Below are 11,079 nucleotides of genomic sequence, written 5' to 3' on the forward strand. Positions count from 1 at the left end.
TCGAGCGGATGACGGGATTCGAACCCGCGACCCTCACCTTGGCAAGGTGATGCGCTACCAACTGCGCTACATCCGCGCGCAACGGACGAGATCGTCACCCGGTGCGGAGGTCAACGATAGTGCACCCGCGCGAGGGCGCACAAATTCGCGCTGGTCGGATCGGCGTGGCGACCGGATGGGTTCGCCCGTTCCCGCTGATCCCGGTGATCATGCTAGGTTCGACGTCGTTCCGGCGTCCGGCAGGACGCGGTTGTACGGTCTCGTAGCTCAGCGGGAGAGCGTCCGCCTCACACGCGGAAGGTCGCTGGTTCGATCCCAGCCGGGACCACCATATTTGAGATGCGGATATATCGAAAGTACGGGCTCGTGAGGGCAGCAGGTTTGACACGTTTTGGCACATGACGACCGAGCGTTGACACGGAGCAGGTGTCAACTCGGGCGCTTCCGGGTCTTCTTCGACCCCGCCGTGATGGACCCGATGGTGTCCGCCGCGCCCCGTAGCCCGGTATCGGTGGAATGCGCGTAGGTCTTCTGTGTGAACGACGCATCCTGATGTCCGAGCCAGGCGGCGATGTCCGCGATGGGGACACCGCGAGCGTGCATCAGGGTGGCGCAGGAGTGCCGTGCGTCGTGCAGCCGGACGTGGGGGAGCTTCAATCTCTTGAGCACCTGGGCGGTTGTAATGGACATCGTTACGACTGGGCGCGGTCGCGGGTCTAAAGAGGTGAGACGTTTCGTTTCTGTCTCGGATGGTGCGTCACGCGCGGCTGGTTTCGGGTGCGGGCTTGAGGCTGGCGGCGATTGTCGCGAGTTGATCGGCGGTGAGGCTCTGCGAGGTCACCCACGCAAATGTGCCGTAGCGTGCCAGCCGTGCTTGGGCTGGAAGCCCTCCGTCGGCTGGTCTGATCTGGATCAGCACCCCGTCGCGGAGCACCTCTTGCCAGCTCTTATCGCCAATCATGGCCCCGTAGTGCTGGGAAGCGTCGGCTGCGGCCGTCTGCGAGATCGAAACGCTGTGGTGTCCGTCGCTGGAGCGGTAGAACAGTGAGACGTGCGCCGGAAATGGCGGCCGCGGGGAGGCTTCACGGAACGTGCAGTGCCCCTGCCAGTCGGTGGGCACGCGATCTGGGACGAGCACGTTGAAGATGGCGCAGCACTGCGCCTCGGCGGGGGTCATGCGGCGCGGGCGGAAGAAATCTCCTAGCAGGGACTGGACCTGTTCGCCTTCGGAGGGCTCAAACTGGAAAGTCTTAGCCGGGATTGGTTCATCAAAGCTGATCGCGAGCGTGGTGATCGTGTAGAACGGCTGCCCGCCGCGGATCGCGGTGGCAGCTAGTAGCACACCGCGTTCCCGGTCTACCTCAAGGTGGTAGCTATCGGCACCGATACTACAGTGCGTGCAAAGTGCGGAACGCACGTGGATAATCGAGCGCCCTCACGGCGCTGAGACCTTCTTGCCGGGGGGCGGCGCGAGCGGTGACGGTGGCTCGACTCGCCACTCGGGAATTTCCGGCCACCCGCAAATCCAGCAAGCCGACCAGTGATGCCGGATCGAGCATGACCTCGAATCTTCGGTCGATGCCTCCGCCAACGCTGGGAGCACCGCGGTCGCCCATAGCTCCCACCGGCACAATCCATGACCGCCACCGCCGACGGCCGTCTACGGTACTGTCGGAGCCGTCTTGTCTTCCACCGTGATGTTCATGGTGGAGCCGCTGCTCCTGGCACCAGATGCGTACCGTCTCTTCGGTCTCCACCGGCCCGGGATCGCCGCTGCGGACCGCGGCGAAGGTGACGGTGTTGCTTGCCGCGCCGCGCCGCTTCTGTTCCTCAAAGTAGGCGAGGAACGCCTCCCGCAGGCGCTGTTCATGGCGCCAGGTGCGGTAGGTCACTTCAACGGTCCGAAACGAGTCAGCAGCACCGCTCAGCAACACCAGCAACGCGCCAAGCCCACCGTCACCACCATCCGTGGGATACGACGGTTCGGGCATGGGATCACAGTAGATCGTAGAAAAACTCACGCAAGAGCATAGAGGCTGTCGTCCTACTCGGCGTCGACCACCTCGCCGATCGCGACGGCGTTGCCATCTGTCACCAATTCGTTGAGCGCCGCGAGCAGCGCACGCAGTTCCCGCTGCTGGTGGCCGGTGACGTTCACCGCGATGCTGGCGTCGCGCGGATAGAGCACGACCATCAGCGTCTCGATGTCCGCCAGCAGGCTCCGCGAGCTGGCTACGGCTCGGGAGATCAGCATGTCGAGGTCGGTCTGGTCAATGTCACCAGGATCGCATGCCAACGCCGTCGAACAGCCGGAATGCTGCCGCTACATGCCGTTACCGTTCGCCGACTAGAAAAGGTCGGCGGCAAGGACGACAGGCACGGAAGCGAAGTAGTCGCCAACCAGTTGCAGGCTCGGGACTTCCAACCCGATGTCGAGTCCACTCGCGGTGGTGGCGGTCAGCTCTTGGGCACCGTGCAGCGCGGCTTCGCTGGCATCAACCCAGCCCTGGTCGAGCGGGACGAAGAACAGCTGATCGACCAAGCTGGACAGGGAGCCGTCGTGGGCGGAAATGGTGTCCTGCGCCGATTGCAGTTGATCCAGGAGCTGTAGTGCGTCGTTGTTGAAACTCAACGGCTGGGTTGCGTCAACTCCGGTGGCTGCGTTGAGGAGTTTGTCCGCTTCGGTGAGGTTTGAGATGGCGGTCGCCAACAAGCCATCAGAGGTGGTCGCGCCAGACAGAGAGCCTGCCCCAGCCTCGACGGAGGAGTTGTGTCCGATGAGATTGGCGGCGTCGAGGACAGGGGCGGAGTAAAAGGCGTCACCTAGCGCTTGGAGGTCGGCCGTGAACAGCGAAGAGTCGGCTACGTTCAAGCCGGAACCGCTGGTGAGAGCGGCTTCGTATGCCTGGTCGGCGTGCAGCAAAGCCGCGCTGGTGGTGTCCCAATCCTGATTGAGGGGATCGAAAAACAGCTGGTCGACTTGGTTGGACAGGGAACCGTCGTGAGCTGAAATGACGGCCTCAGCCGACTGAAGTTGCTGGACAGCTTTCTGCGCGATGCCCTGGCCGAAGCCTGCCCCGACGGCCCCATCAATGACCCCGAACAGGTTGAGGATGGCAGCGGGAGACACGTCTGGTTGAGCGGTGATCAAGCTGGAAGCCTCGGCCAGGTTCGCGCTGGCCTGGCTGAGGGGGTCATCGGCGTTGGAGGCGAGAGCACCGTTTGCCGCTGCGGCAGCGACACCGCCCGGGTCCACCGCCGCAGTCGCGCCTGACAGATCGATACCCGTCCAGTCGTCGAACAGCGTCGCTGCCTTGTCCCAGCCAGCGGTGTCGCCCAGAAACAGCGCGTCGAAGAGGTTGTTGAGCAGCGCCCCGTCTTGCGGGGACGCCAGCTCGACTCCACCCACGTCGATGGGTCCGGTCGCGTCGGGGTTGAACAACGGGATCGGCTGGTCGGGCGAGCTGATCTGGAACAGGTCAACGACTTCTTTACCGTTGTGCGAAAGCGCCAACACAGCCCCGGTGGCGGAAAAGTTGTCTCCGAAGCCTCGCTGAACACTGGCAAGCTCCAGTCCGGGCATCCAGGCGTTGTTGATGAACAGATTACCTGGCTGTTCCAGCGTCGAAAACGGTGTGACGAACTGGTCATTCGACCCGATGCTGCTGAGTCCGATGCCGGGTGGGGGATACGGAACACTGGCAAAGCCGCCCGTTATTGGTGCAGTGCCCAGCCCCAGCGAATCGCTCGGGTCCGACAGCGTGGCCGGGGTCGTTAGGACACCGCTGTCGCTGACGTTGGTCGGCGTCACCGCCCAGCCGTTGATCTCATCGGTGCCGCCGTCGGCGTAGGCGATCCCCGAAGCGATGATCGCCGCGGTTACGGTGACTCCACCGGACAGCGCGGTGCCGACACCAAGCCTGCGGACAGACATCATGGTTTCCCCCTTGTCGAGCAAGACAATCCGAACGCTACACAGACGAGAACGCGCTGGGCAAACGCTGAGACCGCAAGCACTGGTTAGCCAGCCTGTTGGCTAGGTGAGGGGATCAGGCACCCACGTACCCCGCCACCACCTGACCCCAGATGTCCCGCAGCCCCGCCAGCGCCACGTCTCTCACGGCTCGGCGAGTATCGCCAGCGGCCCGTCGTCCGACCAATCCGCCCGGTAGCGGGCGTCGATGACATCGGCGGCGGCGAGGCACCGCTGCCAGCCGTACATCAGGTGCTCCCAGGCGTCCGGGTGCTCGTCGGCGGCGCACAACCTCGGATCGGGATGACCATGCGGGGTTCGGGTGTCGGGGCACGCGGTCGCCAGGCTCAGCAGGTGGGCGCGGATGTCGTCGGTGTCGGGGTTCATGGGACCAGGATGGCGTGTGCGGGTGACGCGAAAGTCCGTTCGGTTTGACACATCGTTGACACATCACGGGACGACACGCCCATACACGACCCCCATGAAAGCCCAGGTCAACCGTTCACGCTGGACTGAGCCGACCTGGGAAAACGCCTCGCCGTCTGCCTCACACGCGGAAGGTCGCTGGTTCGATCCCAGCCGGGACCACCCGCAGGGTACCGCAGGTCAGACGGGTTTGTGGTCGGCGATGGCACTTCCGGAGCCTCCGAGGGTGCCCGTCATAGGGCCAATATCGGGCCAAACCGACACGACCCTAGCCGCCTTCGTGGCGGTCGTATTACTGAACGACGGCTGTCCGCCTTCCTTATCGAGCGGGTCCATAGGATCACGCATCTGTCGGCGAACGTCTGCGCCCAGAGTCCTCTCGACCTTGCCACCTGCCACCTGTGGGTTGTGCGTGGTGCTGTTTGTTCCGCCGGTCGGCTTCCAGGCTGGGCTCGACCAAGGTCGCAATCTCGGCCCCTACAGCAACGCGCTGCCGCCGGAAACCTTCGACCTGGTCATCGTCGATGAGGCCCCCGCAGCATCTATGAGGTCGGGCGCGGCGTGCTGGAGTACTTCGATGGCAGGCGATATCCACTTTGACACGGGCGTAGATTCTTTTCGTCGGACTTGCTGGTCTTCGAGGGAACCTACGTCCGAACTCTTTTACACCGCCGGAAGGACGCGACTGCGACGTCTACGTCACCAACTACGGAAGTGGCACCGTGTCGGTGATCGACCCGTCCACCAACAAGGTCGGCGGCGCCATCAAAATCAGCTCCTACCCAGGGAGGGTGGCGGTCAGCGGATGAGCACGATGTCGATATCGTCGGTGCGCGCATTCGCATAGCTCGTGTAGCTTTCGAACGCCGCGGCGGGGATCACCCCTAACCGCGTGTTCGAGGACACCGCCTCGGGGCGGGCAGGCTCGGATCATCCAGGTTGGCGACGGCGGACAGGGGCGGGTCACCCGCAACATTGTCTTTCCTTCACCGTCGACGGCTGGGGCCGTTGCGTTCGGGCGGTCCTGCAACGGCTGGCGCGAGCGGATGTCGGCAGACGGAACCTTCGGAGAATGGGAGAGCCGAGGCGTCGAATAGCGCAATCGGCGCTGGAAGGGGTCGCGATGTGTCGGAGGCTGGTGTGAGCATTGGGGAGAATGTTCCGCAAGGTGAGGGCAGAATTGTCGTGGGCGCTGCGCCCCACACCGCGGCGGCGAAGCGCCGGAACAGGAGAAGGAGGTAGCTACGATGACGACCGAGATTGAACTGCGTCTCATCGACGCTCCCGCTCCAAGCGGCGAGATTGCGGTCAAAGACATCGCCGCACTAGCCACCGCCCTGCAGGAACTGACGACCCGGATCAGTCGGGACGTCATCAACGCGTCGGAGCCTGGCCGTACCAAGCAGTTCATCGAGGAGTTCTCGCAGCTACGGCTCAGCGCCGTTGAGGCGGGGAGTACCGTGCTGCGATTCAGCCAAGGACCGACTGACACGCTCGCCATCGACCTGCCTGAGCAAACCACGACCGAAGAGCGCTTCTGGGAGGTTATTCGGGCAATCGGGGAGGACCATCGCCCCGGCTGGGTGGGCGACCTCGTCGCCGATAGCGCGGGCAAATTGGTCAAAGCATTGCGGGCCGCAGCGCCCACCGTGATTGTCGGTGGATCGTCGCGCAGTGAGGTGCAGATCAGCACGGCAGGCACGCATGTCGAGACGTGGACACCGAAACGTGTCAACTCCGGTGAGGTCATGACTGCGGCTGGACGGCTGGAGAAAGTCGACCTGCGGTCGCATGAATTCCGGCTCCGCGATGACGTCGACAACACCGTTGACCTCAAACACGTCGAAAACGATGCCGTTGCAGCGCAACTCATCGGTCAGTGGGTGGCCGTGCAAGGGACCGGAATCCTACATGCATCCGATCGGCTGATCGCGCTTGAGAATGCAAGCGTGCACAGAGTTGACGACCCCACAGCCGTTTTCGTCGGCCGGCGAGTCGTCCCCCTCGAAGGGATTCTGGCCAGTGCTCCCGGGCCAGATCCGGAAGGCGGCCTTGATCTCACCGAGGATGAAACGATTGCCTTCCTGAAGGCATTGCGTTCGTGAGACGGGTGGAAGCGACGGTCGTCGACTCAGACGTCTTTAGCCTGCTGTACGTCATCCCATCCGGCGCTGATCCCCGTGTCCAAGGATGGCGGGAGTTCCTAGCCGACCGACGCGTAGTCATTGCGTTCCAGACTCGAGCTGAGGTGCTGTCGGGAGCACGGAACGCTGGTTTGGGCCCACAACGCATGACGCAGGTCATCAATGTTCTCGATCGCACGCCGACCATTCATTCCGACGACGATGTCGTCGACGCATATGCCACCTTGACTGCGGACTGCCGTAGGGCCGGGCATGCACTTCACGACAAGGTTCATACCGGTGATCGGTGGGTGGCCGCCTGCGCCATCGCCAAACAACTTGAGCTGCTGGCTGGTGATCAGATCTACCGCGGCGCTCCGAACCTCATCGTGCACAGTTGACCAGAAAGAATACCGACGTGTCTGATTCCCGTCGCCTGGTCGACAAACTCTGGTCGTACTGCAATGTCCTGCGCGACGACGGTGTCGGCGTCATCGAGTACACCGAACAACTCACCTACCTGCTGTTCTTGAAGATGGCGCACGAGCGCGCGTCCCGGAAGCTCAACCCGCAGCAAATCGTGCCCAACGAGTACTCCTGGCAGAAACTGCTCGACGCCGAGGGAACCGACCTCGAAGTCGCCTACACCAAGATCCTCGTCGGGCTGGCGCAGCAGCCGGGCACGCTCGGAACCATCTTTCGCAAGGTGCAGAACAGAATTCAAGACCCGGCCAAGCTCAAACGCCTCATCGTCGACCTGATCGACAAAGAGAACTGGTCGGCGGGAACCGACATCAAAGGTGACGCCTATGAGGCGCTGCTCGCCAAGGGGGCCTCCGACAAAGGCTCCGGTGCGGGCCAATACTTCACCCCGCGTGACCTGATCGGGGCGATCATCGACGTCATCGACCCGGTGCCAGCAGACACCGTCGTCGACCCAGCCTGCGGCACCGGCGGCTTCCTGCTGGTCGCCCACGAACACGCTGCGCGGGACGCTGTGAATCTGACCCCCACTCAACGCAAACACCTGCGCGATGACTTCGTCACCGGCTACGAGCTGGTCGACGGGACCGCACGGCTGGCTGCGATGAACCTGCTGCTGCACGGCATCGGCACCGCCGACGGCGATTCCCTCATAGAAGTTCGGGATGCCCTGATTGCCGACCCCGGCGAACGCTGGTCGGTGGTGCTGTCCAACCCACCGTTCGGCCGAAAGTCCTCACTGACAATGGTCGGCGCCGACGGCCGCGAGGTTCGCGAGGACATCGAGATCGAACGCCAGGACTTCGTCGTCACCACCAGCAACAAGCAGCTCAATTTCCTGCAGCACATCATGACCATCCTCGACATCAACGGCCGCGCCGCGGTTGTCCTACCCGACAACGTGCTGTTCGAAGGTGGCGCGGGGGAGACGCTGCGACGAAAACTGTTGGCCGACTTCGATCTGCACACCATGCTGCGCCTGCCCACCGGCATCTTCTACGCCCAAGGCGTGAAGGCCAACGTGTTGTTCTTCGATAAGAGGCCAGCATCCGAGCAGTCGTGGAGCACCAAACTCTGGGTCTATGACCTGCGCACCAACCAGCACTTCACCCTCAAACAGAACCCGCTGCGCCGCCAACACCTCGACGAGTTCGTCGAGTGCTACCTCGCCGGAAAGCCGCGCGACGAAGGGGTCGAGTCGGAGCGGTGGCGGCCATATACCTACGAGGACCTCATTGCCCGTGACAAGGTCAACCTCGATATCACCTGGCTGCGCGACGCGTCGCTGGAGGATGCCGACAATCTTCCCGCACCTGAGGTGATCGCCAGGGAGATCGTCGAAGACCTCACCGCCGCGCTGGCGGAATTCAAGGCGGTGGCGGCAGCGCTGGAAGCCGCGGCGAATGGTGACGGTGCAGAGATCCGATGATGCGTGGTCTCGATTCCATAGGGCCAATATCGGGCCAACGGGTCAGACCAGGTGCTCCGACCCGTCCGCTTCGAGGCGCTCCCACCAGCCTGACCAGCACAAACGGAATCCCGCCACGGCGAACTCCGCCTCACACGCGGAAGGTCGCTGGTTCGATCCCAGTCGGGACCACGAGGTGGGCAGTTCCAGCCGCCGTCAACATTTCGCGGACGCTAGGCTCCTACGCTATGACCCAGGAAAGCGAATCGACGCCGAGCGCTGACCAGATCGACTGCACGCTGACCTCTGTCCGCGCCGCTTACGAGGCCCTGAGGCAAATCACCGCGGACCGGGGTGCCATCACGGCCCTGGTGCAGACCGCCAAGGGCACCGCCGTGCTGCACGACTTACGCCAGGAAATCAACCGCCTCAACAAGCTGCTGCCCTTCAAGGGCTAAAGCTGGGCTAAAGCATTGCCGCTCAGGCTATCTCAGGCCATCTCGGGTGCGTTCAAGTTCGCGATGGCGAGGTCGAACTCGCCGACCTCCACGACCTGTGCGCCGGTGTCGTTGACGGCCTTGGCCCAGATCGCCTGGTCGGCCTCCCGGCTCGCCAGCATCGCCGCCCAGTCGTCGAAGCTCGTCGACGACACCGCCCGGCCGGATGCCCGGTCCATCAGCAGGCTGGCGCTGCAGAAACCATCGAGATCCTCCATCTTCGGCAACAGGGCCAGCTTGTAGGTGTCTACCGTCTTGTCCAGGACGGCGGGGTCGGTCCGCAGCCAGGTGGCGCGGACCACGGCCCGGCGGTGCGAGGGGTGATCGCGGTGCAGCACGCTGATCTCCCAGCGGGAGACCTCGGCTGTGGCGTGGAAGACTTCGGTCGCGCGGTCGCGCAGCCCCTGGGCCACCGCCTCACTGGCCCGCAGGGTGTCCTCGTCCCGCCACGACGAGGTGACGATGCACCTGCCGCGGTCGCGGTCGATCAGCATGGACAGTCCGGCGCACCCGTCGGTGTCGGCGAGGGTGGGCATCACCACATCGCGGATGTGGGCGACCCCGTCGTCGATGAACGATGGGGTCGCGTGAATGGTGGAGGAACGGGCGTGCATGTTCGCCTCCGTCTACTCGAGGCGGCGCCCCGGCGGCGCCGCGGGTCACCCTCCACCTTGCTCCGGCAGCCCGAATTCGACAACGGTTACGGTGAGGGTCGGGTTCAACCGGCCCGCCTCACCCGGTCGGGTCGGATTCGCGGTGGTGTTGGGTATCCAGGTCGGCGATCGCGCGGCCGATGCGTCCGCGCAGCGCGACGGTGCCGACGATGCCGGCCACCACCGCGACGACCAGCGCGATCCAGGAGAATCGGGTCAGCCAGTGTTCGGCGGCCAGCCCGGCGAAGTAGACCGCTGCCGTGGTGCCGCCGGCCCAGCACACCGCCCCGGAGATGTTGGCGGCCAGAAAGTGCGGATAGCTCATCTTCAACGCCCCGGCCAGCGGCCCGGCCAGGATCCGCAGCAGCGCGACGAAACGGCCGAAGAACACCGCCCCGGTTCCCCAGCGGGCGAACAGCCGTTCGGCGAACGCGATGTGTCCGGGGCCGAAGTGCCTGGGGAACCGTCGGCCCAGCCGGTCGAAGAGCGGCATGCCGAACCGGCGGCCGATCGAATAGCCGATCGAGTCGCCGATCACCGCCCCGACCACCGCTGCCGCGCCGACCCCGACCGGGTGTACAGCCAGATCCTGCCGCGACGACAACAGCGCCGCGCCGACCAGCATGACCTCACCCGGCAGCGGGATACCCAGGCTCTCCACCCCGACCACCGCGCCGACGACGAGGTAGACCAGCACCGGCGGGATCGACTGCAGCACGACGTCCACCGTCATGCGGTCAAGCATGCCCGACCGGGCGGCCGGCTGACCCCGCAAACAATTCCGTTCGTTGTCCTTGCCCGCAAACCACTGATCTACTACACTCGGTAGTTGTATATCTCGAAAGTACCCGGAGAGGCACGTGATCGGTGAGCGTTCCATCAAGCGAAATCGCGGGCCGCGCAGTGCCGGTAGACCGGCCGACACCGGCTAACCCGGCTGGAAGCCGTGCGCTAGACCCGTGAGCGCGAGAGGGGGGCGCTCACGGGTCGGCTCTGCCGGAGGTGAACCGCGGCTTGCGTTTCTCCTGTATCGCGGCCAGGCCCTCGCGCACATCGGGGCCGTCGAAGCTGATGAACTCCAGCCCGAGTGCGGTTTCGAAGGCCGGCGCGAACGCCCGGTACCAATAGTTGAGGCTGTGCTTGGTGAAGCGGATCGCGTCCTGCGCGCCGTGCGCCAGCTCGCCGGCGATGCGGTTCGCGGTGGCGACCACGTCGTCGTCGTCGACGCAGATCGAGACCAGCCCGATCCGCTCGGCCTCCTCGCCGGACAGCTGCTCGCAGGTCAGCAGGTAGTACTTCGCCTTGGCCATACCCACCAGCAACGGCCAGCAGATCGCTGCGTGGTCACCGGCGGCCACCCCGAGTTTGGTGTGCCCGTCGATGATCCGCGCGCCCCGCCCGGCCACCGAGACGTCGGACAGCAGCGCCACCACCAGGCCCGCGCCCACCGCGGGTCCGCGGATCGCCGAGATCACCGGTTTGGAAAAGTTCACGATATTGAGCACCAGGTCGCGGG

The 11,079-nt window shown here is 64.5% G+C and carries 13 protein-coding genes, 3 tRNA genes and 1 pseudogene; 7 read left to right on the forward strand and 10 right to left on the reverse strand.

What is annotated here, in order from left to right; all coding sequences use genetic code 11:
- Nucleotides 1-3: 3 nt before the first annotated feature.
- Nucleotides 4-76, reverse strand: a tRNA-Gly gene (locus AC2VON_RS08210).
- A 180-nt stretch (nucleotides 77-256) separates the two neighbouring features.
- On the opposite strand from AC2VON_RS08210, the gene AC2VON_RS08215 reads away from it, so the two are divergent.
- Nucleotides 257-331: transfer RNA gene (locus tag AC2VON_RS08215), tRNA-Val, on the forward strand.
- A gap of 98 nt (nucleotides 332-429) precedes the next feature.
- Here the strand turns inward: AC2VON_RS08215 and AC2VON_RS08220 are convergent.
- The 6 genes from AC2VON_RS08220 to AC2VON_RS08245 all read right to left on the reverse strand — a co-directional run bounded on the left by AC2VON_RS08220 (nucleotide 430) and on the right by AC2VON_RS08245 (nucleotide 4,360).
- Nucleotides 430-690 carry a tyrosine-type recombinase/integrase gene (locus tag AC2VON_RS08220; protein ID WP_486952505.1) on the reverse strand — a complete coding sequence of 87 codons (261 nt, stop codon included), beginning with the start codon at nucleotides 688-690 and terminating at the stop codon, nucleotides 430-432.
- A gap of 67 nt (nucleotides 691-757) precedes the next feature.
- Nucleotides 758-1,342 carry a hypothetical protein gene (locus AC2VON_RS08225; RefSeq protein ID WP_486952506.1) on the reverse strand — a complete coding sequence of 195 codons (585 nt, stop codon included), beginning with the start codon at nucleotides 1,340-1,342 and terminating at the stop codon, nucleotides 758-760.
- Between the two features lie 46 nt (nucleotides 1,343-1,388).
- Nucleotides 1,389-1,991, reverse strand: coding sequence for a hypothetical protein (locus tag AC2VON_RS08230; protein ID WP_486952507.1), 603 nt, complete (start codon nucleotides 1,989-1,991; stop codon nucleotides 1,389-1,391).
- A 53-nt stretch (nucleotides 1,992-2,044) separates the two neighbouring features.
- Nucleotides 2,045-2,254, reverse strand: a complete 210-nt coding sequence (locus AC2VON_RS08235) for a hypothetical protein (protein WP_486952508.1) — start codon at nucleotides 2,252-2,254, stop codon at nucleotides 2,045-2,047.
- A gap of 93 nt (nucleotides 2,255-2,347) precedes the next feature.
- Nucleotides 2,348-3,937, reverse strand: a complete 1,590-nt coding sequence (locus AC2VON_RS08240) for a hypothetical protein (protein ID WP_486952509.1) — start codon at nucleotides 3,935-3,937, stop codon at nucleotides 2,348-2,350.
- A gap of 180 nt (nucleotides 3,938-4,117) precedes the next feature.
- A complete protein-coding gene (locus tag AC2VON_RS08245) occupies nucleotides 4,118-4,360 on the reverse strand; it encodes a hypothetical protein (protein ID WP_486952510.1) in 243 nt (80 codons plus the stop codon).
- 767 nt (nucleotides 4,361-5,127) lie between these two features.
- Here AC2VON_RS08245 and AC2VON_RS08250 point away from each other — a divergent pair.
- The 6 genes and pseudogenes from AC2VON_RS08250 to AC2VON_RS08275 all read left to right on the forward strand — a co-directional run bounded on the left by AC2VON_RS08250 (nucleotide 5,128) and on the right by AC2VON_RS08275 (nucleotide 8,871).
- Nucleotides 5,128-5,208 carry a hypothetical protein gene (locus tag AC2VON_RS08250; protein WP_486952516.1) on the forward strand — a complete coding sequence of 27 codons (81 nt, stop codon included), beginning with the start codon at nucleotides 5,128-5,130 and terminating at the stop codon, nucleotides 5,206-5,208.
- 438 nt (nucleotides 5,209-5,646) lie between these two features.
- Nucleotides 5,647-5,829, forward strand: a pseudogene (locus AC2VON_RS08255) (hypothetical protein); the annotation flags it as partial.
- A gap of 680 nt (nucleotides 5,830-6,509) precedes the next feature.
- Nucleotides 6,510-6,923, forward strand: coding sequence for a PIN domain-containing protein (locus AC2VON_RS08260; RefSeq protein WP_486952517.1), 414 nt, complete (start codon nucleotides 6,510-6,512; stop codon nucleotides 6,921-6,923).
- Between the two features lie 17 nt (nucleotides 6,924-6,940).
- Nucleotides 6,941-8,434, forward strand: a complete 1,494-nt coding sequence (locus AC2VON_RS08265) for a type I restriction-modification system subunit M (RefSeq protein WP_486952511.1) — start codon at nucleotides 6,941-6,943, stop codon at nucleotides 8,432-8,434.
- A 100-nt stretch (nucleotides 8,435-8,534) separates the two neighbouring features.
- Nucleotides 8,535-8,605 (forward strand) — tRNA-OTHER (locus AC2VON_RS08270).
- 56 nt (nucleotides 8,606-8,661) lie between these two features.
- Entirely contained in the window at nucleotides 8,662-8,871 is a 210-nt protein-coding gene (locus AC2VON_RS08275; RefSeq protein ID WP_486952512.1) for a hypothetical protein, read from the forward strand.
- Nucleotides 8,872-8,903: 32 nt separating this feature from the next.
- Here AC2VON_RS08275 and AC2VON_RS08280 read toward each other — a convergent pair whose 3' ends face one another.
- The 3 genes from AC2VON_RS08280 to AC2VON_RS08290 all read right to left on the reverse strand — a co-directional run.
- A complete protein-coding gene (locus tag AC2VON_RS08280) occupies nucleotides 8,904-9,524 on the reverse strand; it encodes a hypothetical protein (protein ID WP_486952513.1) in 621 nt (206 codons plus the stop codon).
- Between the two features lie 118 nt (nucleotides 9,525-9,642).
- Nucleotides 9,643-10,296, reverse strand: coding sequence for a DedA family protein (locus AC2VON_RS08285; RefSeq protein WP_486952514.1), 654 nt, complete (start codon nucleotides 10,294-10,296; stop codon nucleotides 9,643-9,645).
- 247 nt (nucleotides 10,297-10,543) lie between these two features.
- Nucleotides 10,544-11,079: enoyl-CoA hydratase/isomerase family protein (locus AC2VON_RS08290; RefSeq protein ID WP_486952515.1), on the reverse strand; the 536-nt coding region annotated here is incomplete at its 5' end.

The sequence above is a fragment of the Mycobacterium sp. TH-M82 genome, from assembly GCF_057473605.1.